This is a genomic window from Halobaculum sp. CBA1158 (assembly GCF_021431925.1).
Taxonomy (GTDB): Archaea; Halobacteriota; Halobacteria; order Halobacteriales; family Haloferacaceae; genus Halobaculum.
In genome coordinates, this window is the sequence record NZ_CP090371.1 from 274,768 (window position 1) to 297,920 (window position 23,153).

23 protein-coding genes are annotated in these 23,153 nt (G+C 68.6%); 8 read left to right on the forward strand and 15 right to left on the reverse strand.

The genetic code is table 11. The annotated features are described in order from the left end of the window. The first annotated feature begins 108 nt into the window (after positions 1-108). Positions 109-1,776 (forward strand): type II/IV secretion system ATPase subunit, encoded by a 1,668-nt coding sequence (locus Hbl1158_RS01355; RefSeq protein WP_234298290.1) that lies wholly within the window; start codon positions 109-111, stop codon positions 1,774-1,776. A gap of 9 nt (positions 1,777-1,785) precedes the next feature. Then, complete coding sequence (flaJ, locus tag Hbl1158_RS01360) at positions 1,786-3,534, forward strand: archaellar assembly protein FlaJ (protein WP_234298291.1); 1,749 nt, start codon at positions 1,786-1,788, stop codon at positions 3,532-3,534. Here the strand turns inward: flaJ and Hbl1158_RS01365 are convergent. The 4 genes from Hbl1158_RS01365 to Hbl1158_RS01380 form a co-directional block, all read right to left on the reverse strand. Beyond that, on the reverse strand, positions 3,524-3,790 hold the full coding sequence (locus Hbl1158_RS01365; protein ID WP_234298292.1) for a hypothetical protein: 267 nt from the start codon (positions 3,788-3,790) through the stop codon (positions 3,524-3,526). The genes flaJ and Hbl1158_RS01365 overlap by 11 nt on opposite strands. 112 nt (positions 3,791-3,902) lie before the next feature. Continuing rightward, positions 3,903-5,780, reverse strand: coding sequence for a carbon starvation CstA family protein (locus Hbl1158_RS01370; protein ID WP_234298293.1), 1,878 nt, complete (start codon positions 5,778-5,780; stop codon positions 3,903-3,905). A 261-nt stretch (positions 5,781-6,041) separates the two neighbouring features. Further along, the gene (locus Hbl1158_RS01375) at positions 6,042-7,034 is read right to left on the reverse strand and encodes an ArsA family ATPase (RefSeq protein WP_234298294.1); all 993 of its coding nucleotides are present in this window, start codon (positions 7,032-7,034) and stop codon (positions 6,042-6,044) included. Between the two features lie 9 nt (positions 7,035-7,043). Next, positions 7,044-7,334, reverse strand: coding sequence for a hypothetical protein (locus Hbl1158_RS01380; protein WP_234299443.1), 291 nt, complete (start codon positions 7,332-7,334; stop codon positions 7,044-7,046). A 328-nt stretch (positions 7,335-7,662) separates the two neighbouring features. On the opposite strand from Hbl1158_RS01380, the gene Hbl1158_RS01385 reads away from it, so the two are divergent. Beyond that, entirely contained in the window at positions 7,663-9,018 is a 1,356-nt protein-coding gene (locus tag Hbl1158_RS01385) for a GTP-binding protein (protein ID WP_234298295.1), read from the forward strand. On the opposite strand, the gene Hbl1158_RS01390 is transcribed toward Hbl1158_RS01385, so the two are convergent. The 3 genes from Hbl1158_RS01390 to Hbl1158_RS01400 form a co-directional block, all read right to left on the reverse strand. Next, positions 9,019-9,240, reverse strand: coding sequence for a zinc-ribbon domain-containing protein (locus tag Hbl1158_RS01390; RefSeq protein WP_234298296.1), 222 nt, complete (start codon positions 9,238-9,240; stop codon positions 9,019-9,021). Positions 9,241-9,366: 126 nt separating this feature from the next. Beyond that, entirely contained in the window at positions 9,367-9,771 is a 405-nt protein-coding gene (locus tag Hbl1158_RS01395) for an SRPBCC family protein (RefSeq protein WP_234298297.1), read from the reverse strand. A gap of 118 nt (positions 9,772-9,889) precedes the next feature. Next, positions 9,890-10,213 (reverse strand): hypothetical protein, encoded by a 324-nt coding sequence (locus tag Hbl1158_RS01400; RefSeq protein ID WP_234298298.1) that lies wholly within the window; start codon positions 10,211-10,213, stop codon positions 9,890-9,892. Between the two features lie 52 nt (positions 10,214-10,265). Between Hbl1158_RS01400 and Hbl1158_RS01405 the strand changes: the two genes are divergently transcribed. Then, a complete protein-coding gene (locus Hbl1158_RS01405; RefSeq protein ID WP_234298299.1) occupies positions 10,266-10,445 on the forward strand; it encodes a hypothetical protein in 180 nt (59 codons plus the stop codon). 33 nt (positions 10,446-10,478) lie between these two features. On the opposite strand, the gene Hbl1158_RS01410 is transcribed toward Hbl1158_RS01405, so the two are convergent. The 3 genes from Hbl1158_RS01410 to Hbl1158_RS01420 are packed head-to-tail and all read right to left on the reverse strand — an operon-like array spanning position 10,479 to position 13,769. Further along, complete coding sequence (locus tag Hbl1158_RS01410; protein ID WP_234298300.1) at positions 10,479-11,111, reverse strand: dolichol kinase; 633 nt, start codon at positions 11,109-11,111, stop codon at positions 10,479-10,481. Positions 11,112-11,116: 5 nt separating this feature from the next. After that, positions 11,117-12,913, reverse strand: coding sequence for a glycine--tRNA ligase (glyS, locus tag Hbl1158_RS01415; RefSeq protein ID WP_234298301.1), 1,797 nt, complete (start codon positions 12,911-12,913; stop codon positions 11,117-11,119). A 1-nt stretch (position 12,914) separates the two neighbouring features. Continuing rightward, on the reverse strand, positions 12,915-13,769 hold the full coding sequence (locus tag Hbl1158_RS01420; protein WP_234298302.1) for a CBS domain-containing protein: 855 nt from the start codon (positions 13,767-13,769) through the stop codon (positions 12,915-12,917). Positions 13,770-13,923: 154 nt separating this feature from the next. On the opposite strand from Hbl1158_RS01420, the gene Hbl1158_RS01425 reads away from it, so the two are divergent. Then, positions 13,924-14,076 carry a hypothetical protein gene (locus Hbl1158_RS01425; protein WP_234298303.1) on the forward strand — a complete coding sequence of 51 codons (153 nt, stop codon included), beginning with the start codon at positions 13,924-13,926 and terminating at the stop codon, positions 14,074-14,076. 127 nt (positions 14,077-14,203) lie between these two features. On the opposite strand, the gene Hbl1158_RS01430 is transcribed toward Hbl1158_RS01425, so the two are convergent. Together Hbl1158_RS01430 and Hbl1158_RS01435 are read right to left on the reverse strand one after the other, a co-directional pair. Next, a complete protein-coding gene (locus Hbl1158_RS01430) occupies positions 14,204-14,455 on the reverse strand; it encodes a hypothetical protein (RefSeq protein ID WP_234298304.1) in 252 nt (83 codons plus the stop codon). Positions 14,456-14,582: 127 nt separating this feature from the next. After that, positions 14,583-16,382: a methyl-accepting chemotaxis protein gene (locus Hbl1158_RS01435; protein WP_234298305.1), complete on the reverse strand. Its 1,800-nt coding sequence runs from the start codon at positions 16,380-16,382 to the stop codon at positions 14,583-14,585. A gap of 136 nt (positions 16,383-16,518) precedes the next feature. Here Hbl1158_RS01435 and Hbl1158_RS01440 point away from each other — a divergent pair, with 136 nt between their 5' ends. Then, entirely contained in the window at positions 16,519-18,252 is a 1,734-nt protein-coding gene (locus Hbl1158_RS01440; RefSeq protein ID WP_234298306.1) for an excinuclease ABC subunit C, read from the forward strand. A gap of 195 nt (positions 18,253-18,447) precedes the next feature. Here the strand turns inward: Hbl1158_RS01440 and upp are convergent, their stop codons facing one another. Further along, the gene (gene upp / locus Hbl1158_RS01445; RefSeq protein ID WP_234298307.1) at positions 18,448-19,125 is read right to left on the reverse strand and encodes a uracil phosphoribosyltransferase; all 678 of its coding nucleotides are present in this window, start codon (positions 19,123-19,125) and stop codon (positions 18,448-18,450) included. 171 nt (positions 19,126-19,296) lie between these two features. On the opposite strand from upp, the gene mdh reads away from it, so the two are divergent. Beyond that, on the forward strand, positions 19,297-20,211 hold the full coding sequence (mdh, locus tag Hbl1158_RS01450; RefSeq protein WP_234298308.1) for a malate dehydrogenase: 915 nt from the start codon (positions 19,297-19,299) through the stop codon (positions 20,209-20,211). A 302-nt stretch (positions 20,212-20,513) separates the two neighbouring features. After that, complete coding sequence (locus Hbl1158_RS01455; RefSeq protein ID WP_234298309.1) at positions 20,514-20,717, forward strand: hypothetical protein; 204 nt, start codon at positions 20,514-20,516, stop codon at positions 20,715-20,717. A gap of 49 nt (positions 20,718-20,766) precedes the next feature. On the opposite strand, the gene Hbl1158_RS01460 is transcribed toward Hbl1158_RS01455, so the two are convergent. Together Hbl1158_RS01460 and Hbl1158_RS01465 are read right to left on the reverse strand one after the other, a co-directional pair. Continuing rightward, positions 20,767-20,943: a hypothetical protein gene (locus Hbl1158_RS01460; protein ID WP_234298310.1), complete on the reverse strand. Its 177-nt coding sequence runs from the start codon at positions 20,941-20,943 to the stop codon at positions 20,767-20,769. A 79-nt stretch (positions 20,944-21,022) separates the two neighbouring features. After that, the gene (locus Hbl1158_RS01465; protein ID WP_234298311.1) at positions 21,023-23,095 is read right to left on the reverse strand and encodes a S9 family peptidase; all 2,073 of its coding nucleotides are present in this window, start codon (positions 23,093-23,095) and stop codon (positions 21,023-21,025) included. Positions 23,096-23,153: the final 58 nt, after the last annotated feature.

Consider the following 23,153-nt stretch of genomic DNA (forward strand, 5'->3'; position numbering starts at 1 on the left):
GTGTGTCGTCGTAATGAGTGCCACCCCTGGAGGGAGTCGGGGGCCCGGGGCCGCTGCACGCGCGGTGACGGACGCGCGCCGGGTGATGCCGGCGCGGAGGTGTGATCCATGACCGACCAAGGACAGGCGAACCCGTCGAGCGAGCTGAAGCAGATGGCGATGAAGCGACCGCATCTGCGCGAGCACCTGCAGAAGTTCAAGCAGATCACCGGCGAGTTCCCGATGTTCGTCGACGACATCGAGGGCGAACACGAGGCCCAGCGTCCGAACGTGCTGTACCCCGTGGGCGGTCCGATCTTCTGTCACGTGTACGGCGACTTCGGACAGGACACGAAGTACTACACCGTCGAGCCGACCCTCTCGGGGGCCGAGGAGGAGGTGCTCGACTCGGTGAAGTCGAAGCTCCTGCGCCAGAGCGGCCACAAGCCCGCACCCGAGGAGGAGTCGGGGTACGACGACCTGATCGAGGAGTTGCTGGAGGAGGTAACCGCGATCACCGAAGAACAGGGGCGACGCAACGTCCTCTCGTCGATCAAGAACTTCGGTCGGATCGAGGTGTCCAAGCAGACGTACGACAACATCCGCTACCGACTCAACCGCGACATCGTGGGCTTCGGCCCGCTGGAGCCGGTGATGCGCGACCCGGAGAACGAGGACATCCACGTCATCGGCCCGAAGGAGTGCCACGTCGACCACGGCGTCTTCGGCATGCTGGAGACGACCGTCGACTTCGGTACGCCGAGGGAGTTCGACAACTGGCTGCGCAACATGGGCGAGCGGATGGGCGACCCGGTCTCCGACTCCAACCCGATCGTCGACTCGACGCTGCCGGACGGGTCGCGCATCAACATCATCTACTCCGACGACGTCTCCATCAAGGGGTCCTCGCTCACCATCCGCCAGGGCGAGGAGACCCCCCTCTCGATCAACCAGATCACGAAGTGGGGGACGCTCAGCCCCGAACTGGCGGCGTACCTCTGGCTGTGTCTGGAAAACGAGCAGACGGTGTTCGTCGTCGGGGAGACGGCGTCCGGGAAGACGACGACGCTCAACGCCGTCCTCTCGTACATCCCCCGCGACTCGAAGATATACACCGCGGAGGACACCGCCGAGGTCGTCCCGCCCCACAGCACCTGGCAGCAGCTCCTGACCCGCGAGGGCGACGGCGGCGAGTCCAACGACGTGGACATGTTCGACCTCGTCGCCGCGGCGCTGCGCTCGCGCCCCGACTACATCATCGTGGGGGAGGTCCGCGGGGCCGAGGGGCGCATGGCGTTCCAGGCGGCCCAGACGGGTCACCCGGTGATGCTCACCTTCCACGCCTCCGACATCGTCTCGATGATCCAGCGGTTCACGTCCGAGCCGATCAACGTCCCCGAGACGTTCATGGACGTGGCCGACGTGGCGCTGTTCCAGAACCGCGTCAAGCAGGGCGACGAGGTCCTGCGCCGGGTCACCTCCGTTCAGGAGATCGAGGGATACTCCAAGGAGATGGACGGCGTCGTCACGCGGCAGGTGTTCGACTGGGACCCCGTGGAAGACGAGATCGTCTTCCGCGGACGCAACAACTCCTACGTGCTCGAAGAACAGATCGCGACGCTGCTGGGGTACGCCGACACCCGCGACATCTACGACGACCTGAGCTTCCGCGCGGAGCTCATCGAGCGGATGATCCAGGAGGGCATCCTCGGCTACCACGAGGTGAACGAGGCGATCACCTCCTTCCAGCGCGACGGCGTCGACGGGCTCCCCTTCGACATGCACCGCAGCACCTGAGCGCCGCGCATGAGCACGAACAGCGCGTCCGCGTCCGACTTCTTCCCCGATTCGGCGGCCGACCTCGCCGCCGACCTGCTGGAGTCGTACGACGCGCTCGACATGTCCAAGCGGAAGTACGTCGGCTACATCCTCGCGCCCTCGGCGGCGTTCCTCCTGCTCACGATCGCGGGGGCGTTCCTGCTCCCGCTGCCGCTGACGGTCCGGCTGCCGATCCCGGCGCTCGGCCTGCTGGTGTTCGCCTCGGCCGTCTTCTACCCGAAGCTGTACCTCAACGGCCGCCAGGTGGCCATCGAGAACCAGCTCCACCTCGTGATGACGCACATGACCGTGCTGTCGACGACGAACATCGACCGGATGGAGGTGTTCCGAACGCTCGCTCGCGAGGAGGAGTACGGCGCGGCCGCCGACGAACTCGCGCGCGTCGTCCACCTCGTCGACACCTGGAACCAGTCGCTCGACGACGCGCTGCGCCGCCGTGCCAAGGAGGTGCCCTCGGACGCCTTCTCTGACTTCTTCGACCGCCTGGGCTACACGATCGGCGCGGGCCAGTCGCTCGACGAGTTCCTCCTCTCGGAGCAGGACGCGGTCATCCAGAACTACATCACCGTGTACGAGGGCGCGCTGGCGAACCTGGAGGTCATGAAGGACCTCTACATGTCGATGATCCTCTCGATGACGTTCGCGCTGGTGTTCGCCATCGTCCTCCCGATCCTCACCGGGGACAACCCCACGCGGACCGTCTCGGCGGTCATCGTCCTGTTCATGCTGGTCCAGTTGGGCTTCTACGTCGTCATCCGAGCGATGTCGCCCCACGACCCGGTGTGGTTCCACTCCGAACAGGGCGCGCCCTCGGACTTCCGGCTGTGGGCCAGTTTCGCCGTCGGCGTCGCCGGCACCGCCGCGCTCGTCGTCTTCGTCGGGGCGGGGCTGTTCGGGTACGGCCCCGGGCTTCGGGGACTGTTGTTCTTCCTCGAGAACATCCCGCTCGCGCTGTACATCTGCGTCCCGATCACGCCGATGGCGATCACCGGCGTCATGCTCCGGCTGGAGGAGCGCAACATCGAGGAGCGCGACTCGGAGTTCCCGTCGTTCATCCGCGCGCTCGGGGCGGCCGAGTCGGCCAAGCAGTCCACCACCGGCGACGTGCTCGCGACGCTCCATCAGAAGGACTTCGGTGCGCTCACGCCGGCGATCATCCGGCTGTACCGGCGGCTCAACATGCGGATCAGCTCGGAGGAGTCGTGGTACTCCTTCGCGACCGACACGCGCTCGTACCTCATCCAGAAGTTCTCAGACATGTACCTCGAGGGTCGGTCGATGGGCGGTCGGCCGAAGCTGCTGGGGGAGCTCATCTCCCAGAACATGAACACCGTCATGCAGCTTCGCGAGCAGCGCCGGCAGGCGACGATGACGATGATCGGCCTGCTGTACGGGATCACCTCCGCGTCGGCGTTCGCGTTCTTCATCGGCCTCCAGGTCGTGAACATCCTCGCAGACCTGTCCCAGCAGTTCGACGTGACAAACGCCGGCGGCGTCGGGCAGATCATCTACGCCGGCGTGTACGACATCGCGCTCATCGAGTTCCTGCTCCTGTTAGTCATCCTGTTCAACGCCGTCCTCTCGTCGGTGATGATCCGCACCATCGACGGCGGCAACAAGGCCAACGCCTACCTCCACTTCGTGCTCATGACGTGGCTCGGCTCCGGCGTGGCCATCTTCACGAAGTACCTCGTCAGCACCATCCTCACGATCTGAGGCCGTCGCGATCGCGGTTGCCGTCGTCGTTGTCGATGCGGGTGCCGTCGCTGCCGGTGCGGTTCTCGTCGTCGTTGTCGCCGACCGCCTCGAGCGCTCCCGTCGCTCTCGGAGCTGATATCCGGCGGCGAACGATTTTAGGTCGGCGTTCGAACGATCGGACAGCGGCGGCCGGTGGGACGATGGGAGTCGGCCGCCGTCGGGTCACGGCGAAGCCATGGGTAGGGACCTGGCGTTCGACCGCCGACTCCGACATCGGTTTTCACGCACCGTCGCCGGCGAGTCCCGGCCCCGTTCGCGGTCGCTCGCGTCGCCGGTGTTCACGTGCGTCGAAAAATCGGAACCGCGATCGGCGGTCGACCGTGCGGTTAGTCGTCGCCGCGGCCGCCGTCGGTGGCCACGGCACCGCCCTCGCCGCCCGCGCCGCTGCGGGCGTTCTGGATGTTGTCGTACCCTATCTTCACCAGCGACAGCCCCAGGTACAGCAGGACAAACGCGATCACGATCTGGACGACCGCCGACAGCATCGCGAAGACGCCCGCGTCGGCCATCCACTCGCTGTTGAGGAACTTCGCGTAGATGTTGTCGTGCAGCGCGAGCCACAGCAGGGCCAGCGAGGTGATCGTCACCATGATCGCCATCGGGCCGCCCGTGGAGAGGAGCTGCTTCGAGTCGCTCCAGTTGGCCAGCCACACCGTCGCAGTGAGCAGCGCCAGCGCCGCGAGCAGCTGGTTCGCGCTGCCGAACAACTGCCACAGCGTCAGCCACGAACCGCTCGTGATGAGGACGTACGCCGGCAGCGCCTGCACGGCCGCGTTGCCGTAGCGGTCGGCCGCGACCTCCTCGGCCGTGGTCTCGGGGGTGCCGACGATCTCCTCCATCATGTACCGCCCCAGCCGGACGGCGGTGTCCGTCGAGGTGAGCAGGAAGCTCACCAGCACCAGCGCCATGAACGGAGCGCCGAGGCTGGTCGGAATGCCGAAGCTCGTCAGGATCACGCCCCCGCCGGTCGCGAACGTCGGCAGCGCGAGCCCGATGCCGCCGCCGACCTCCGGCGCGACGAGCGCCACGGTGATCAGCGCGACCGTCGCGAGCAGCCCCTCGCCGAGCATCCCGCCGTAGCCGATGGCGCGGGCGTCGGTCTCCTTGTTCAGCTGCTTCGAGGTCGTCCCCGAGGACACCAGCGAGTGGAACCCGGAAATGGTCCCGCACGCGATGGTGATGAACAGCAGCGGGAACAGCGGCGCGCCGGAGCGGCCGATGAACCCGTAGAACGGTTCGAGGTTCGTCACCAGCGGCTGGCTCGGCGAGATCGCCGCGATGCCGAGCGCGCCGCCGAGCGTGCCGACGATGATCGCCAGCAACGCCCCGCCGACCCCCGTGTACAGGAGGAACGACGAGAGGTAGTCACGCGGCTGCAACAGCACCCAGACCGGAAGGGCGCTCGCGATCGCTCCGTACACGAGGATGAACGGCACCCACGCCGCGGTGTTGGGTGTGAGGGTCGCGCTCGCGTCGACGACGGCCCCCGGGAGCCACCCACCGTTGCCCAACATCGACAGCAGGACGATGGTCCCCTGGGGGTAGGTACCGGCCTCGACTGCCGGGAACAGCGCCACGGGGTACTGAATGCCGACCCAGACCCCGGCGAACATCGCGATGACGAACGCGATCGTTCCCGGGATGAACGGGAGGTCCAACTGGTACAGGTACACCCCGAGCAACACGGCCAGCCCGATGTAGATCAGGCTCGCCGTCGCCGCCTGCGGGAAGGCGTTGAACACGATCGCGACGACGAGCGCGAACACGGCCACGACGAGGATGATCGTCAGGAACGCGAACCACAGCAGCATGTTCTTGCCGCGTTCGCCGACGTACTCGCCGATGATGTACCCGACCGACTTCCCCTCGTGCCGGAGGCTCGCCGACAGCGAGACGAAGTCGTGAACCGCTCCCATCAGGGGGTTCCCGATCGCGATCCACAAGATCGCGGGTACCCAGCCCCACACGACGCCGGCCGTGATCGGACCGACGATGGGCGCGCCGCCCGCGATACTCGAATAGTGATGCCCTAGGAGCACCGGCTTCTTGGCCGGAACGTACTCCTGTCCGTCTTCGTATTTGTGTGCCGGCGTCTCACGGTCGTCGTCCAGTTCGACGAACTGGGACAGATACCGGGAGTACCCGAGGTACCCCGCGCTGAACAGCACGAGCACCGCGAGCACCAGCCACATCGCAGCCACCATGGTGTGTTACCTCACCGCAGGCGTGTGTGGAGTGGGTATAAAAACATTCACTTTCAGTTCCGGTCCACGGATCGCTGAACACCCGTTCGACGGCCTGTGACGCCACTACAACTTTCGGATTCGGATCGAACGACCGAAAATTTCGGGGTCCCTTCCGTTTGAGTACTTTGTGGGCCCCGCCTGACCGATCGTTCACCACGGTCTGCGCGTTCGCGCGCGGACCTCGCGCGCCGATGGAGAGTCGGGGTTCGCCGGCGGGGATCAGGTCGCCCCGGCGTGCTCGGTCGGGGGCGCTACGGGTGCGTCGGTGTCGATTGTCAACTCGGCGGCGACCTCGGTGAGGAAGTCCCCCCGGATCTCCTCGACGCGGGTCTCGATCTCGGCGACTACGGGCTGATCAAACTCCTCACGGAGCGTTCGGAGGTGAGCGCGTTCGGTCGCGACGCGGTCGCGGAGATAGCGTGCACCCCGCCCGTTCTCGTCGGGATCCGGCTCGGGCGTCAGGCGGTTCACCGCGAGACCGCGGACCGATAGGCCGCGGTCGGCGAGACCGTCGGCCGCGCGGCGCGTCTCCCGCACGGAGAGTTCGTCGGGGTTGACCACGAGGAAGAAGGCGGCGTGCTCGCGGAGCGTCCGGCCGGCGTACTCGAAGAACTCCTTGCGCTCGCGCAGGCGGTCCAGTATCGGGTCCCCCTCCATGACGCGGCGCGGTTCGGCGTTGCCGACCGCGGCCTTCTCGAACAGGTCGATCGACTGCTCACGCTTGCGTCGAAGGCGGTCGATCCACCCCTCCAAGAACTCCGGCAGGCCGAGCAGTCGGAGGGTGCCGCCGGTGGGCGAGGTGTCGAAGACGACCCGGTCGAACGCCTCGCTGGAGCGCATCACGTCGACGAAGCGGTCGAACAGCGCCGCCTCGTACGCGCCGGGCGTCTGGTGGGCCATCTCGATCTGTCTGTCGATCTCGTTGACCATCGCGGCGCTCACCTGGTCGCCGAGCGCGCGCTTCGTCTCCATGAGGTGGTGTTCTACCTCCTCGTCGGGGTCGATCTCCATCGCCCACAGCCCGTCCCGCCCGGCGATCTCACTCGGCTCGTCGCCCAACTCCTGGTCGAACACGTCGGCGGTCGAGTGGGCCGGGTCCGTCGAGACGACGAGCGTCTCTAACCCCGCGTCGGCGCACTTGACCGCGTACGCCGCCGACATGGTCGTCTTGCCGACGCCGCCTTTCCCGCCGAAGAACACGAACTTCTCCATGTGTCTCGGTCAGAAGTGGTACTGCGAGCCCTTCCGTTCGAGCAGGGAGCCGCGGTCCCACATCCGGCGTTCCCACGCCTCGAATTCCGACTCCAGATACGGGAGCAGCTCGGCGGTGTAGTACGACACCGGCGACGGAATGCCGAATGCGTCGGGGAAGCACGCCAGCATGAACGTGTCCTCGAGGTCCTCGGCCTCCTTCTCGATCTTCTCGTAGGCCGGATGCGAGACGAGGCCGTGATACAGCCCCGCGGCCCACTCGCGAACGGCCGCGAGGAGCCGGTCGATCCGCTCGGACAGGGCTGTCTCCCCAGCTTCGCCGTCATCGGCGTCGCCGCCGGCGTCGCCAGCGATCCCGCCGGTCCGGGCGTCGTCCCCCGGCCCGGAGGCGCTCGCGTCGCCGGCGGCTGTGCCGCCGTCCGTGTCGTCGGTCATCGTCCGTGTGTGGGGCGGTAGCGTGGATAAGGCTGTTGCGGTCGGCGGACGCCGTCGTCGCCGTCGTTGTCGCCAGCGGCGTCGCTGTCGTTATCGTCAGCGTCGTCGCCCTCATCCCGGCTGACGAGGCCGGTCGTCGCGCGAGTGAGCGGGACCAACGGGCACAAGTACCACACCGCCCCATCTCGGGGCAATGACGCCCGGACGCGGCCTCGGCGGCGGTCCCGGAGCGGCCGACGACGACGCGGTCCCGGTGACCGTGCTCTCGGGGAGTCTCGGCGCGGGAAAGACGACGTTCGTGAACCACCTGCTGTCGACTGCGGGCGAGCGCGACATCGCTGTGCTCGTCAACGACGTGGGCGCGGTGAACGTCGACTACGACCTGCTCTCCGGCGACGACCTGCCCGCCGTCGGTGTCGCGGAGCTGTCGAACGGCTGCATCTGCTGTGAGCTGCGCGACGACCTCGAACGCGCGGTCGTCCAGCTCGCCGACGGGAGGGAGTTCGACCACCTCGTGGTCGAGCCCTCCGGCATCAGCGAGCCGGGGCCGGTCGCCCGGCAGTTCACGAACGGTCCCGCCGCCGCGCGTTATCGGATGGACGCCGTCGTCACCGTCCTCGACACGCCGCAGTTCCTCGACGCCTTCGCCGGCGAGGGGACGCCCCGACGCCGTGGAACAGCCACGCACGGCGACCGCGCGGGCGACGGAAGTACCGACGACTACGCGGGCGACGGGAGTACGGCCGACCGCGCGGGCGACGACCCTCGACCGCTGTCGGACCTGCTGGTCGAGCAGGTCGAGGCCGCGGACGTAGTGCTGTTGAACAAGGCCGACCTGTGCTCCGACGCCGACCTCACGGAGGCCGACGAGCTGGTTCGCGCGCTCCGTCCCGGCGTCGAGACGATCCGGACCGAACACTCGGCTGTCGACCCCGAGCGCGTGCTCGGCGTCGATCTGTACGAACACCGTGAGGACGCCGAACGCGGTCGCGGGCAGGGACCCCGCGACCACACCGACGGCCACGAGCGGGGACACCACGAGGACGGATCCCACGATCACGGCTCTCACGACCACGCCCACCCGGACGAGGTGTACGGCGTCACCTCGTTCGTCTACCGGGAGCGCCGACCGTTCCACCCCGAGCGACTCGCCGGCTACCTCGCGGACCTGCCCGAGTCGGTCGTGCGCTCGAAGGGAACCCTCCACGTCGCCGACACCGACCGACGGCTGAACTACAGCCACGCCGGTCCCTCGGTTCGGGTGGAGGCGGTCGGTCCCTGGGTCGACGCGATGGCCGAGGCCGACCGGGAGCTGTACCGCGCGAACCGCGGCGGCGACGCCGACTGGCACGACGAGTGGGGCGACCGACACACGGAACTGGTCGTCATCGGCGTCGACCTCGACGAATCGGCGATACGGAACGCTCTGGACGACTGCCTGCTCACGGACCGAGAGCTTCGGGACGGGATCGACGCCGACCCGGCGACGTGGTTTCCCGACGGCGACGGGAACGACGGAAGCGAAGTCCTCGCCTCGCCGGTCGACTGATCAGCAGGCGCAGCCGGTCGTTCCGGGCGAGCGCTCGAACTCCATCTCGTCGCCGCAGTCGGGACACGACGGCGGTCCCTCGCCCTCGACGTTCAGGTCCAGCAGGCGCTCGTCACAGTCGTGACACCAGTACGCCCCCGTCGACTCCTCGGTCCCGCCGCCCCGGTTCGGCGACTCGGTCGAGGCCTTCAGCGTCTCCGTGAGCGTGCCGAGCAGTCCCATGATACCCCATAGCAGGCAGGATCGAATAAATCCCGACGGATGTTCCCGCATGCGACGCACGACCGTCGGAGAGACGGTGTCGTCGCCGCCGACGGCCGACTCGGCGTCCTCGCTGTCGCCAGCGTTCTACCCGTCGTCGGCGACGGCGTCGAGCAACCGGCGAAGTTCGCCGCGGCGCTTCCAGCCGGCGATCCGGTCGACGAGCGGCACCGGCAGCCCCAGCGAGACGCGCGAGACCGCGCGCACTCGGCTCCCCTCGTTCGCCGGCTCGACGGTCACGGTCGTCTCCATCGAGTCGAACGGGCCGCGGTCGCCGGCCTGTTCGTACCGCCAGCCGTCGTCGGTCTCGACGAACCGGAGGTCGAACTCCAGGCCGCCGCCGGCGACGGTGACGACGGTTGCGTCGCCGTCCGTCCGACTCGCTCGCGGCGCGAAGCTCCCCTCGTACTCGACGAGCGCCGTCGGCGACAGCGACCGCCTGAGGGCGGCGGGCGACGACGCGACGAACCGGTCGGCGGCGACCTCGCGCATACCGCCCCAATTCGGTCGGCTCGGTAAAAGCACGCCGACCGGCGTGATCGACGGCGATTTGGTCACGGCTGGCGGCGGTCCCCAGCATGCGGCGGCCACCGGAATCCGTTCGGGCTCGCTACCAGTCGACGAACGGGAGCGACAGCAGCAGGAGAACGAGCACGAGTGCGAGCGCGGCGTACAACAGTCGCCGGAACCGCCACGACGCGGGCAGTTCGTCGCGGAGGTCCGGCCGAACCGACCACACGAGCCGGTGGTAGGCCACGGCGGCTAGCGGACCGAACACCGCGGCCGACCCGGCCAGCGCGACCGGCACGTCGACGCCGAACAGCGTCATCAGGTATATCGGGCCGGCGGAGAAGACGACCATGAACGCGATCCCCGCGACGACGAGGAACGGGACGGGGTCGACGGAGTCGCCCTCGCGGTTCCGGGGACGCATACGACCGCGTACGACCGCGAGAGCCAAGTAGGTGGTACCCGCACGGCGGGGCATGGCAAGCGACGGCGACCCTCGCGTGTTGCTGGCGATGAACGTCATCCTCTCGACCCTGTTCGCGACCGTCGTCGTGTGGGGGCTGTCGTACCTCGATCTCGTCGCTCAGACGCTGGAGAACGTCGCCGGCCTCGCGGTCGTCATCTTCGCGGCCACGTACCTGGTCGTCCTCCGGTGACGGGGGCGCTCCGGCGCGCGTCGACCGACGGACTCAGGCCGCCAGCACGAGCACCGCCGTCATCGCCGCGCCCGACGCCGGCGAGATGGTGAGGTTGTCGTCGATCACGTAGCCGCGGATCACCGGCTTGAGCCCGTCGGCGACGGTCGCGCCGAGCGCGCCCGCGACCGCGGCGGCGACGCCGACGACCTCGCCGGCGTGGAGGACGGTGAACGGCACGGCCAGCGCGAAACAGACGAGGAACATCACCCCGAGCACGCCCACCTCCTTGGCCGTCGTCGCGTCGTTGCTGCCGAGGTAGCCCGAGACGGGGTCGCCGATCGAGAGCATGAGAATCGCCGGCACGGCGAGCGGCGGCTCGAACGCGACGGATTCGGGGCCGTACGGCGGCGCGAACGCCAGCGCCGCCGCGGTCGCGCCCACCATGAACAGCGCGTAGCCGGCGACGTTGTCGGCCTCGTACTCCCTGGTCAGCTCGTCGTACACGCGGTTCAACGGCCCCCAACTGACCTCGACGACGAGCCGCAGGAACTCCAGGAGGAACACGGCGGCGGTCCCCGCGATCAGCAGCGCCTGAAGCTGCCGCCACGTCACGACTTCGAGCAGGTAGATCGCCGGGAACCCGGTGCCCGCGAGGTGGACCGCCCGCCGCTTCAGCTCGCCCATCCGTCTCAGGCCGTCTCCACGTCGGTCTCTATCTCGTCGTACGCCGTCGACAGCGCGTCGAACGCGCGCCCGTCTTCCGGATCCAGCAGCGAGGCGAGTTCGCTCGCGACCTCGCTCACGGGGACTCTGACCTGTCGGGCCGAGTCGCGCTCGCGGACGGTGACGGTGTCGGGCCCGTCGCCCTCGAGGCCGTCGCGGTCGACGGTGACGCAGAACGGGGTGCCGACCTCGTCCTGCCGACGGTACCTGCGGCCGATGGAGCCGGAGTCGTCGTACTCGACGGAGAGGCCCGCCCCGCGCAGGTCGTCGGTCACGTCGTCCGCCAACTCCAGCAGGCGGTCGTCGTTGGAGACGAGCGGGAAGACGGCGGCGTCGGTCGCGGCCATCTCCGGGTCGAGCGCGAGGTAGGTGCGCTCCTCGCCGTCGACTTCGTCCTCGCGGTAGGCGTGCTCGATCACGGTGTAGACGATGCGGTCGACGCCGAACGACGGCTCGACGACGTGCGGGGTGATGTGCTCGCCGTTCTCGGTCACGGTCTCGACCGAGAAGTTCGCCACGTCGCTGTCGACCGTGTGCGTCTCGCCGCCGACCTCGACGTCGACCTCGTCGGCGTCGAAGGCGTCGGGGTCGCGCTCGGCGAGCGTCTGCAGGGCGTCGGCGACCGCGCCGGCGTCGCCGCCGAACTCGGGACCGAGCGTCGCCATGTCGGGATCGACCGTCGCGCGCTCGACCGTCTTGGGCTCGTCGTACTGCTTGAACACGGTGAACGACTCGCCGGAGTGGTCGGCGTGCTTCGAGAGGTCGTAATCGGAGCGGTACGCGAAGCCGGTGATCTCGATCCAGTCGCCGCCGACTTCCGACTCGGCGTCCCAGCAGTCGGCTGCGTAGTGGGCCAACTCGCCGGGGAGGTGCTGGCGAAAGCGGAACCGGTCCATGTCGACGCCGACGCGCTCGTACCACTCCTGTGCGACGCCGAGGTAGTAGCCGACCCACTCCGAGCCGATGACGCCCTCCTCGACGGCCTCGCCGACGGTCGTCGTGTGCGCCTCGCCGTCCTCCGATTCCTGCTCGTCTGCGGGGTACAGCGTGACCTCGACGTCCGCGACCTCGTGGAGCGGCGGCTCGTCCTCCTCCGGATCGATGAACGTCTCCAGTTCGGCCTGCGTGAACTCGCGCACGCGGATGATGCCCTTTCGGGGGCTGATCTCGTTGCGGTAGGCGGGACCGATCTGGGTGACGCCGAACGGGAGGCGGTTCCTGGCGTACTCCTTGAGCCGCGGGAACTCCACGAAGATGCCCTGTGCCGTCTCCGGGCGCATGTAGCCCGCCTGGCCCGAGCCGGGGCCGATGCTCGTCTCGAACATGAGGTTGAACTCCTCGACCGGCTCGCCGCCGAGGGGGGCGTCACACGAGGGACACCGCAGGTCGTGCTCGCGGATCAGCTCCTCGACCTCCGGGATCGGCAGCGACTCCGCCTCTTCGATCTCCGTGTTGTCCTCGATGAGGTGGTCGGCGCGGTGTGACTCGCCGCACTCGGGGCAACTGACGAGCATGTCGTCGAAGCCGTCGAGGTGGCCCGACGCCTCGAAGACGGCCTCGGGCATGATCGTCGGGGCCTCGATCTCCATGTTGCCCTGGCGGACCGTGAACCGATCGCGCCAGGCGGACTCGAGGTTGTCCTTCACGGCCGCGCCGTTCGGGCCGTACGTGTAGAAGCCGGCGACGCCGCCGTACGCGCCGTTCGCGCCGAAGAAGAAGCCCCGGCGCTTCGCCAGTTCGATCACGTCCTCCTGTGCGACCATCCTACAGCGCCTCCAGGAGGTTCACGTCGCGGACGACGCCGACGAGTTCGCCGCCCGCGAGAAGCGGGATCTGCTCGATGTCGTCGGTGATCATCGCCTGTGCGGCCTCCGTGACGCTCCGACGACGGGAGACGGTGACCACGTCGGCGGTCATGAACTCCTCGACCGGTTGGATCGGGATCTCGACGTTCCGCGTCGGGACGTAGGAGCTGCCGACGGCCTTGATCCCCTCCCACTTCCAGTCGTCGTCCTGGTCGGCGATGGAGTCGCCGGTGTCGTCCTCGCCCTCGACGACGCGGGCCACGTCGAGCACGTCGACCTCCGTGAGCACGCCCGCCATCTCGCCGTCGTCGTCGAGCGCGACCGCGTACGGGACGTTCGCGAAGAACAGTTGGCGCTCGGCGACCGTCAGCGGCGTGGCGGTGTACACGGTGTTCACTTCGGTCCCGGCGACCGCGTCGCAGTCGGCGTCGGCGTCGACCTCCTCGCGGGCGATGGCGCGCACGATGTCGGTGACGGTGACGATGCCCGCGAGAGTGTCGCTGTCGTGGTCCTCCAGGACGGGGACGCGCCGGGAGCCGCCGAGCATCACCTGCGCGGCGTCGCGGAGGTTCGTGTCGGGCGTCACCGTCGGCACCTCCCGCATGAGCAGCGCCAGTTGGTCCTCGTCGGGTTCGTCGATGAGGTCGTCGCGGGAGACGAGTCCGCGGTACACCTCCTCGTCGCCCTCGCCTTTCACGACCGGGACCGAGGAGAATCGGTACTCCTGCAGGTAGGTGAGCACGTCCTCGCGGCTGCCGGGCAGCGATACGGTAACGAGGTCCGCCCGGGGAGTCATCGCGTCGGCTACGTTCATGCCCCGTACTGCGCCCCGCCGCCTCTTGTATCATACGAACGTGTGGTGAGCGGTGTGAGACGGGGCGATCACGTCGCCCCGTCCCGATCGGCGCGCTCGCTCGATCGGCTGTCGATCCGACGAGTTTATACTTCCGCACATGAGACTCATAAACATGGCAACGAGGCACACGGGGTGTGAACCCGGTGAGGTGATGGCGTCGGTAGACGAGGCCGCCGCGGAGTTCGTCATCGCGGACCTCGGGTGTGACGACGCGTGGGTCTCGGTCAGCGAGGCCGACGCCCCTGTGCTCGAGAACTGGTGTTGACGCCGCCGGGGACGCTCCCCCGGTCGCGCCCGCAGTCGATGTATCGAGACGACGCGCCGATTCTCCAGCGACGCGTCGCCCCCCTCCGGCGTGTGAGTCTTCCCCCGCCGGCCCCGCCGTGCTCCCGTCAGACTTCGTCGTCCGGGTCGTGGCCGGCGGCCATCCGTTCGGCCTCGGCCGCGTACCGCTCGCGGATCTCCGCGTCTTCGACGCGTTCGGTTTCGGCCTTCTCGCGGTCGATACCGGCGGTGACGGGGTTTCGCTGGAGCAGTTCGATCGACGCCTGCCGGGTGTAGGAACGCTCGCCGTCGACGCTCGCGTACGTGAGCGTGACGGTCTGTCTGGTGTCGTACTCGCGAGCGACGAGCCACAGGCGCATGTCACGGCGTACGCTCGCGGGGGAGAAAGGATACGGGGGTCGAGAGCCGTCGAATCGGTGAGGACTCAGCGCGAGCAGTCGGGTCAGTACGGACCCAGCGCGAGCCGTCGAAGTCGGGGGCAGCCGGTCAGTTGCCGAACTGGAAGCCGCCGTACTCGTCGTCGGATTCGCGTTCCGCCCGATCGGGTTCGTGGCTCTCGCCGTCGAGGTCCACGTCCGCGGGTTCGACGGTGATCCCCCGCCCGTCGCCGGCGCGGTCGCCGGTGTCGCCGTCGTCCTCGTTGCTCGCGGGAGCGTCGATCGTGATCCCGCCGTCGGTCCGGAACTGCGGCTCGACCCGACCGCCGTCCGTGCTCACCCCGCTGGCCTCGGCGTCAGCGCCCCGGAGTTCGGCGACGCGCTCGGCCAGCGTCTCGATCGCCTGGCTCTGCTCGTCGGTCGCGGCGACGATCCGGTCGGCGGCCTCCTCGGTGTCGTCGGAGCGCTCGCGGACCTCCTCGATCGTCGCGGTGAGCTCCTCGACGGTGGCCGCCTGGTCGTCGGTCGCACGCGACACCTCGGCGATGCCGTCGGCCGCCTGGTCGATGGAGGAGGCGATGTCCTCGAACGCCGCCAGCACGTCGTCGATCTGGTCGGCCGCGTGGTCGATCTGTTCGTGGCTCTGTTCGGCAGCGACGACCGTCGAGTCGGTCTGGTTCTGCAGCTGTTCGATGTTGCCCGTGATCTCCTCGGTGTGCTGGCGGGTCTCGTCGGCGAGCGTCTTCACCTCCTCGGCGACGACCGCGAAGCCGTCGCCGTCCTTGCCCGCGCGGGCGGCCTCGATGTTGGCGTTGAGCGCCAGCAGGTTCGTCTGCTCGGCCACGTCGGAGATCACCTCGACGACCGCCTCGATGTCGTCCATCCGGTCGCCCAGGCTCGTCACGGAGTCGACGAGCTCCTCGCCGATCTCGGTCACGTCCTCCGTCGCCTCGCGGGCGTCTTCGCTGGCGTCGAGGCCGTCGGTCGCGGCCTCGCGGGCCTCCTCTGCGGCGGTGTCGACCTCCTCTGCGGTGGCGGCGACCTCCTCCATCGACGCCGAGAACGTCTGCATCTCCGAAACGCCCTCCGAGAGCAACTCGTTCTGCTCGCTGACGTTCTCGGCGATCTTTTCGGCCGACTCGACCGCTTCTTCGACGGAGCTCTCGAGGCGAACGGTCCCCTCGTCGACGCCGGCGACCGTCTTCTCGAACGCCTCGGCCATGTCGTTGAGGTCGTCGGTGACATCGAGGAGTCGATCGTCGAGGCAGTCGTCCTCGTCGGCGAACGACGCACGCGCGTCGAGGTCACCCTCCATCAGCGCACCCATCGTCCTCCCGAGTTCGTCGACGAGCCCCTCGACCGCCTGCTGTCGGCGCACCTGATCGGTTCGGTCGCGGACGGTCTCGACGACGGCGACGAGATCGCCCTCCTCGTACAGCGGCATCGCCGTGAAGTAGATGTGACGCTCGTCGCCGTGTTGGTCGGTCATCACGCTCTCGTCGCAGTAGAGCCACGTCGACTCGTCTTTCAGCTCGACGTCGAACTCCTCGTGGACCGACTTCGGGTTCTCCAGCACCTTGTCTGCAAGCGTCTGTGCGCGCCGACCGTCGGGATAGAACATCTCGCTGGCGTGGTCGTGTCCGATCGCCTCCTCGGCGGTGGCACCGGTCAGCTCCTCGATCGCGGAGTTCCAGGCGACGATCTCACCGTCGCCGTCTAGCATGAACACGGCCGACCCCACGCCGTCGAGCAGCATGTCGTCGTCAACGTTCAGTTCATCGTCGTCGTCCTCTTCCTCGGGCGACGGGACGGTGTCGCCGCCAGACTGGACGGTGACGCCGCCGTCGGCCATCGGCTCCTCCCGATTCGCCCCCGCGACCCACTCCCGGAAGCGGGCGAGTAGTGACATACCCGTAGGCTCGGCGATTTCCGTTTAATGCTTGCCGTCAGAGTATCGATACTGATAGAACCCTCGACGGTTCCGGTCGGTCGCGACCGCCACCGACGCGTCAGCCTCAAACGCGCGCGGCACCCACCGTTCACCGATGGACGCGAGCGCGGTTCGCGAGCGCGCGACCGATCTCCCGCGCGAGCCGGGGGTGTACCAGTTTCTCGACGGCGACACCGTCCTCTACGTCGGGAAGGCGCTCGACCTCCGCGACCGGGTGCCGTCGTACGCCGATCCCCGCTCGGCGCGCGTCGCGCGGATGGTCGACCGAGCGGACGCGATCGACTTCGCGGTGACCGACACCGAGACACAGGCGCTCCTGCTCGAGGCGAACCTGATCAAGCGACTCAACCCCCGATTCAACGTTCGACTCAAGGACGACAAGTCGTACCCGCTGGTCCAGCTTACGGACCACCCCGTGCCGCGGATCGAGGCGACGCGCGCCCCCGAGGAGGCGGCCACCGTCTTCGGCCCCTTCACCGACAAGGGCCGCGTCGACACCGTGATCAAGGCGCTTCGCGAGACGTACGGGCTTCGCGGCTGTTCCGATCACAAGTACGAGGGGCGCGACCGCCCCTGCCTCGATCACGAGATGGGGCTGTGTTCGGCCCCCTGTACCGGCGAGATCGACGCGGACGCGTACCGCGAGCACGTCGAGTCCGCGGTCCGCTTCTTCGAGGGGGAAACCGGCGCGCTCGCGGATCCGCTTCGCCGCGAGATGGAGGCCGCCGCCCAGGCGCAGGAGTTCGAGCGCGCGGCGAACCTCCGCGACCGACTCGATGCCGTCGAGTCGTTCCACGGTGCGGGCGAGGAGGCCGTCGCCGATCGGACCGACGAACGTACCGTTGACGTGCTCGGCGCGGCAGTCGAGGGCGATTCAGCGGTCGTCGCCCGCCTCCACAGCGAACGCGGCCAACTCGTCGACCGGTCTCGCCACTCGTTGGACGCGCCCGACGCCGAGGACCGCGTCGCCGAGGTGCTGTCGGCGTTTCTCGTCCAGTACTACGCCGAGAGAGAGCTTCCTGACGCCGTCCTGCTTTCGGAACGACCGGCAGACGACGACGTGCTCGCGTGGCTGGAAGCCGAGGGCGTCGCCGTCCGCGTTCCCGGGGCCGGCCGAGAGGGGAAGCTCGTCGATCTCGCGCTCAAGAACGCCCGCAGCGGTCCGACTCGCCGCGACGAACTGGCGGCGCTGGCCGACGCGCTCGGGACCGACCGTCCCGAGCGCATCGAGGGCTTCGACGTGAGCCACGCCCAGGGGAAACAGGTCGTCGGCTCGAACGTCTGTTTCGTCGACGGCAGCGCCGAGACGGCCGACTACCGCCGCAAGAAACTCACCGACCGCAACGACGACTACGCCAACATGCGCGAACTCGTCCGCTGGCGCGCCGAGCGCGCGGTCGAGGGCCGCGACGATCGGCCCGATCCCGACCTGCTGCTCATCGACGGCGGCGACGGGCAGCTCGGTGCCGCACGCGACGCGCTCGCGGAGGTCGGCTGGACGGTTCCGGCGGTGGCGCTCGCCAAGGAGGAGGAGCTGGTGATCACGCCCGACGGCGTTCGCCGGTGGGACGACGACGCCCCGCATCTCCACCTGCTTCAGCGCGTGCGCGACGAGGCGCACCGCTTCGCCGTCCAGTACCACCAGACGCTGCGCGACGACGTGTCCACGGTGCTCGACGAGGTTCCCGGCGTCGGTCCCGAGACACGCCGCCGACTCCTCCGACGCTTCGGGTCCGTGGAGAACGTCCGCGCGGCCAGCGAGGCCGACCTCCGCGACGTGCCCGGCGTCGGTGCGAAGACGGCGAGCGAGCTGGCGGCGCGGCTCTGACCCGACCGTTCGGTCCGTTCTTTCGGTGCTAACAGGCGACCCGTCGTCGACCCGAGACGCCGGGGGTGGGTCACGCAACCGCCGTGTTCCCCGACGCCGAACGCTACGTCACGCGACGGGGTGGTCGCGCTCTCGAATAAGAACGTTCGTACCCATCGCCCGTCGAACCGGCGTTCCGAGGGCGTACGTCCGCGCTTACTGTGTTCGGAACGCGCGGTCGCCGGCGTCGCCGAGGCCCGGGACGATGAACCCCTCGTCGTTGAGTTCCTCGTCGATGGCGACGGTGAGGAGGTCGGCCTCGTCGAACTCATCGCCGACGCGGGTGAGCCCGTCGGGCGCGGAGACCGCCGAGAGGACGAACAGGTCCTCCGGATCGGGGTTGTTCGCGAGGACGTGATCGAGCACCGCGCACATCGTCGACCCGGTGGCGAGCATGGGGTCGGCGACGATGACCGTGTCGTCGTCGGTGATGTCCGGAAGCTTCGTGTAGTCGATCTCGATCGGGAACGTGCCGTCGTCGTCCATGCCGGCGGCCTCGTTGCGACCGGCGGAGATGACGCCCTGCTTGGCTCGCGGGAACGCCTTCAACAGCCCCTCGACGAACGGCGTCGCCGCACGCAGGACGTTGATGATGACGACGTTGTCGAGTCCCTTCACGCGTTCGCCGGTCGTCTCCGCCAGCGGCGTCTCGATGGAGACGAACTCGGTCCCCATCGCGCCGTCGATGATCTCGTACCCGCAGATGCGACCCAGCTTCACGAGCCCCTTGCGAAACGCGACCTGTTCGGTTTCCACGTCACGGAGTCGCGAGAGCGTGTCTTTCGCCAGCGCGTGCGTGATGAGGTGTGCGTCCCCTCGTTCCTCGATGGGCATCGTTGTCCAGACGATGGCGCGCGGCCGATGATAAACCCCGTTGGCTCCCGTCGCCCGTGTGCCCACCTGTAGCGTGATGACGACGACTGTCGATCCGAGGTTCGTCGTCCCCCCGTCGAGATCGAATCCTTCGAAACGCTTACCGGCGATTCCGTCGAACGTCCACGCGACATGACGAAAGTCAGCGTGATCGGCGCGGCGGGGACGGTGGGTGCCGCGGCCGGCTACACAATTGCGCTCAGGGACATCGTCGACGAACTCGTGTACGTCGACATCCCCGACATGGAAGAGACGACGGTCGGGCAGGCGGCCGACACCAACCACGGCGTCGCTTACGACGCCAACACGCGGGTCCGACAGGGCGGCTACGAGGCGACCGAGGGCTCGGACGTGGTCGTCATCACGGCGGGGATCCCGCGCAAGGAGGGCCAGACTCGGATCGACCTCGCGGGCGACAACGCCCCGATCATGGAGGACATCGGCGAGTCGCTGCGCGAGTACAACGACGACTTCGTCTCGATCACCACCTCGAACCCGGTCGATCTGCTCAACCGCCACCTGTACGAGAGCGGAGAGCGCGCCCGCGAGAAGGTGATCGGCTTCGGCGGCCGCCTCGACTCCGCACGCTTCCGTTACGTCCTCTCCGAGCGCTTCGACGCCCCCGTGACGAACGTGGAGGCGACGATCCTCGGCGAGCACGGCGACGCGCAGGTGCCCGTGTTCTCGAAGGTCCGCGTCGACGGCGCGGATCCCGAGTTCACCGACGACGAGCGCGAGGAGATCCTCGGCGACCTCCAGGAGTCGGCGATGGACGTGATCTCCCGCAAGGGCGCGACCGAGTGGGGCCCCGCGACGGGCGTCGCCCACATGGTCGAGGCGGTCGTCCGCGACACCGGCGAGGTGCTCCCCGGATCCGTCCCCCTTGATGGCGAGTTCGGCCACGAAGACACAGCCTTCGGCGTCCCCCTGAAACTGGGGTCCGACGGCGTCGAGGAGGTCGTCGAGTGGGACCTCGACGACTACGAGACCGAACTCATGGACGAAGCCGCCGAGAAACTCCGCGATCAGTACGGGAAGATCGCGTAAGCGGTCGATTCTCTCTCGCGATCGATCTCTCCGGGTGCGCTCGCGTACCGGGCACGCCGGCGTATCCCGGAGTCGCGTTGTCGCTCCCCAGCCGCGAGTTTATCTCGGATGACGGACCCAGTCTCCGCGTGACCTGACGCCGGCCGCGGCGGGTTCGCGGGTGTGCGGCACCCCCGTCGCGGACGCGGTCCGCCGAGCGGACCGTTCGCCCGTGCCGCCTGTTCGCCCACCCGCCGTCGCGAGCGACGCGACCGCCGAGAACCGAGGCAACGACTATACCCCTGGCTCGCCCAGCCGTGGGTATGGCCGACTCCTGTGACGCCTGCGGCTCGCCGACCGAGGACGCGCTCGCCCGGACGGTTCGGCTGTCGGTGGATCGCTCGACCGTCGACGAGCAGCGGCTGTGCCCGGGCTGTTTCGCCGACTGGATCGACCGGTACGGGGATCACATGCAGTCTGAACCGGACGTGACGATCGACGAGGAGAACGACATCATCGTCGACTGACCGACACCGATCGATCTCCCCTACGCGTCCGGTTCTCTCGACCGCCGCGTCAGATCTCGATCGAACAGGTCGTCCCCGTCGCGAGTCCGTCCTCTTTGATGCGAGCACCCAGACAGCCGTAGTTACAGTAGGGCGTTTCGACTCCCTCGTCGGCCTCGCGGACGTACACCGGGTCGTGTGCGGTCACGTCGCAGCCGCAGTACGCGCAGTCGATGGCATCGCTCATCGAACAACTCTACGCCGACTCGACGTAAAACGGACCGGCAGTCGTGCGTGCTGTCCTTCCGAGCGGATCTATCGCTCGCTCACTCCTCGTCGCCGTCGTCGCCCCCATCGTCGCTCTCACTCCCGTCGTCGCCCTCGCCGGCACTCAATCCGTCGTCGTCCGGCCGGTCGAGCGCCCGCTCGGCGTCGTGATGCTCGGAGTAGCCGTCGAACCAGCGGACGATCCGCTCGATCCGGTCGACCATGTGCGCGGGCTCGCCCGATCGCGACAGCTCGTGTCCCTCGCGGGGATAGCGGACGAGTCGCGTGTCGACGCCGTGCTTGCGGAGGATCCGGTGGAACAGCTCCGCCGTGTTGTCCGGCGTCCGGAAGTCCTCGTCGGAGTGCAACACCAGCGTCGGCGTCTCCACCCCGTCGGCGTGCGCGACCGGCGAGTGCTCCCAGAGGAGCTCCGGCTCCTCCCACGGCGTCGCGTCGTAATCGCCCTCGACCAGCTTGTACGCGCCGTCGGTCGAGCCGTAGAACCCGGTGAAGTCGTAGACGCCGCGCTGGGAGACGGCCGCGCGGAAGTAATCGGTCTGCCCGACCGTCCACGAGGTCATGTAGCCGCCGAAGGAGCCGCCCGTGAGGAAGACGTTCGTCTCGTCGACGTAGTCGCGGGCGGCGACCTCCTCGACGCCGGCCATCACGTCGGTGAGCGTCACGTCGCCCCAGTCCCGCTCGATGGCCTGCATGAACTCCTCGCCGTACCCCGTCGACCCGCGCGGGTTCGACCAGAAGACGACGTAGCCGCGGGCCGCGAGCGTCTGGAACTCGTGCCACATCGTCCCGCTGGTCGTCCACATCGCGTGCGGACCGCCGTGGACCTCGACGGCGAGGGGGTACGTTCCGCCCTCCTCGAACTCGGGCGACGTCAACACCCACCCCTCGACGGGACCCTGCTCGGACTCGAAGGAGAGCGGCTCCGGCTCGGGAACCGCGACGGAGTCCAGGTACTCGGCGTTCAGTTCGGTGAGTCGGCGCTCCGCCCCGCCTTCCAGGTCCAAAGCGAACACGTCGCCGGGGTGGTCCCACTCGCTCTTCGTGACCGCGGTGACGCCGTCGGCGACGTGACCACCGTCGACCGCGCCGCCGCGGTACTCGCGCTCCGGTTGCGCGCGTGCGTCGGCGGGAGCCGACCAGAGGCTCGTCGCCCCCTCGTCGGGCGTCGTGAAGAACACTCGGTCCTCGTCGGGACCCCACTGCGGGGCGGCCTCGTAGCCCAGCGTCCGGTCGAGGTCGGCGGTGAGGTCGTGTGTCTCGCCGCTCCCGCGGTCGTACACGCGGAGGTCCGTCGGCTGAATGCTCGCCCGTTCCGCCTCGGTGTGGGTGTAGGCGATCCGGTGGTCCTCGGCGACCGAAAGCGTCGTTCCCCAGCCGGTGGTCCGGTGAACGTCCTCGGTCTCGCCCGACTCCGTGTCGTGGGCGACGATATCGATCCGGTAGCTGTCGTCGGGGTCCTCGCCCGCCTTCTGCGCCGTGAAGTACAGCGTGGAGTCGTCGCCCCACGTCGGAGAGCCGTGGTCGTGATCGCCGTCGGTGACGCGTGTGAGGTCGCCCGATTCCACGTCGAGGACGTACACCTGCGGGCGCTTTCCGTCGAAGTAGTTCGTCCCGGTCCGGTAGACGGTCCGGTCGATGACGCGCGGATCCGGCTCCTCGTGCTCGTAGTCGTCGGGGACGTCGAGGTCTCGCTCCTCCTCGCGGTCCTCGTCGGTCACCGACTGGAGGAACGCGATCCGGCTCCCGTCCGGGCTCCACTCGATCCCGCTCACGCCGCCGACCACGTCGGTCACCCGCTCGGCCTCGCCGCCGACGCCGTCTAACGGGAGCAGCCACAGCTGTTGGGTGTCGTCGTCCTTCCCCCGGGTCGAGGTGAACGCCAGGCGGTCGCCGGACGGCGAGAAGCGCGGCTCCGCGTCGGTACCCTCCGCCAGCGTCAGGCGTCGGGCGTCCCCGCTCCCGTCGGTCGGCACGAGGTACACCGTCGACTCGTAGCTGTCGTCGCCGTCGGGTTCGGTTCTGACGAACGCGACGCGCTCGCCGTCGGGCGACACGCGGGGATCGCTCGGCGTGGCGAGGTCGCGGACGTCGCTCGCCTGTATCGTCTCCATACGCCGGCGTCGGGGTCGCGCGGCAAGTACGTTCGGAAGGCGGAACGCGGCTTCGTCG

What these genes read in the sequence shown, in the direction of transcription:
- Hbl1158_RS01405 (WP_234298299.1), top strand. Translation starts at nt 10,266, where the DNA reads ATGGCAAGCGACGGCGACCCTCGCGTGTTGCTGGCGATGAACGTCATC.
- Hbl1158_RS01430 (WP_234298304.1), bottom strand. Translation starts at nt 14,455, where the DNA reads ATGCGCCTGTGGCTCGTCGCTCGCGAGTACGACACCAGACAGACCGTC.
- Hbl1158_RS01395 (WP_234298297.1), bottom strand. Translation starts at nt 9,771, where the DNA reads ATGCGCGAGGTCGCCGCCGACCGGTTCGTCGCGTCGTCGCCCGCCGCC.
- mdh (WP_234298308.1), top strand. Translation starts at nt 19,297, where the DNA reads ATGACGAAAGTCAGCGTGATCGGCGCGGCGGGGACGGTGGGTGCCGCG.
- Hbl1158_RS01385 (WP_234298295.1), top strand. Translation starts at nt 7,663, where the DNA reads ATGACGCCCGGACGCGGCCTCGGCGGCGGTCCCGGAGCGGCCGACGAC.
- upp (WP_234298307.1), bottom strand. Translation starts at nt 19,125, where the DNA reads ATGCCCATCGAGGAACGAGGGGACGCACACCTCATCACGCACGCGCTG.
- Hbl1158_RS01465 (WP_234298311.1), bottom strand. Translation starts at nt 23,095, where the DNA reads ATGGAGACGATACAGGCGAGCGACGTCCGCGACCTCGCCACGCCGAGC.
- flaJ (WP_234298291.1), top strand. Translation starts at nt 1,786, where the DNA reads ATGAGCACGAACAGCGCGTCCGCGTCCGACTTCTTCCCCGATTCGGCG.
- Hbl1158_RS01370 (WP_234298293.1), bottom strand. Translation starts at nt 5,780, where the DNA reads ATGGTGGCTGCGATGTGGCTGGTGCTCGCGGTGCTCGTGCTGTTCAGC.
- Hbl1158_RS01435 (WP_234298305.1), bottom strand. Translation starts at nt 16,382, where the DNA reads ATGTCACTACTCGCCCGCTTCCGGGAGTGGGTCGCGGGGGCGAATCGG.
- Hbl1158_RS01425 (WP_234298303.1), top strand. Translation starts at nt 13,924, where the DNA reads ATGGCAACGAGGCACACGGGGTGTGAACCCGGTGAGGTGATGGCGTCG.
- Hbl1158_RS01420 (WP_234298302.1), bottom strand. Translation starts at nt 13,769, where the DNA reads ATGAACGTAGCCGACGCGATGACTCCCCGGGCGGACCTCGTTACCGTA.
- Hbl1158_RS01355 (WP_234298290.1), top strand. Translation starts at nt 109, where the DNA reads ATGACCGACCAAGGACAGGCGAACCCGTCGAGCGAGCTGAAGCAGATG.
- Hbl1158_RS01400 (WP_234298298.1), bottom strand. Translation starts at nt 10,213, where the DNA reads ATGCGTCCCCGGAACCGCGAGGGCGACTCCGTCGACCCCGTCCCGTTC.
- Hbl1158_RS01460 (WP_234298310.1), bottom strand. Translation starts at nt 20,943, where the DNA reads ATGAGCGATGCCATCGACTGCGCGTACTGCGGCTGCGACGTGACCGCA.
- Hbl1158_RS01410 (WP_234298300.1), bottom strand. Translation starts at nt 11,111, where the DNA reads ATGGGCGAGCTGAAGCGGCGGGCGGTCCACCTCGCGGGCACCGGGTTC.
- Hbl1158_RS01390 (WP_234298296.1), bottom strand. Translation starts at nt 9,240, where the DNA reads ATGGGACTGCTCGGCACGCTCACGGAGACGCTGAAGGCCTCGACCGAG.
- Hbl1158_RS01455 (WP_234298309.1), top strand. Translation starts at nt 20,514, where the DNA reads ATGGCCGACTCCTGTGACGCCTGCGGCTCGCCGACCGAGGACGCGCTC.
- glyS (WP_234298301.1), bottom strand. Translation starts at nt 12,913, where the DNA reads ATGGTCGCACAGGAGGACGTGATCGAACTGGCGAAGCGCCGGGGCTTC.
- Hbl1158_RS01375 (WP_234298294.1), bottom strand. Translation starts at nt 7,034, where the DNA reads ATGGAGAAGTTCGTGTTCTTCGGCGGGAAAGGCGGCGTCGGCAAGACG.
- Hbl1158_RS01440 (WP_234298306.1), top strand. Translation starts at nt 16,519, where the DNA reads ATGGACGCGAGCGCGGTTCGCGAGCGCGCGACCGATCTCCCGCGCGAG.
- Hbl1158_RS01365 (WP_234298292.1), bottom strand. Translation starts at nt 3,790, where the DNA reads ATGTCGGAGTCGGCGGTCGAACGCCAGGTCCCTACCCATGGCTTCGCC.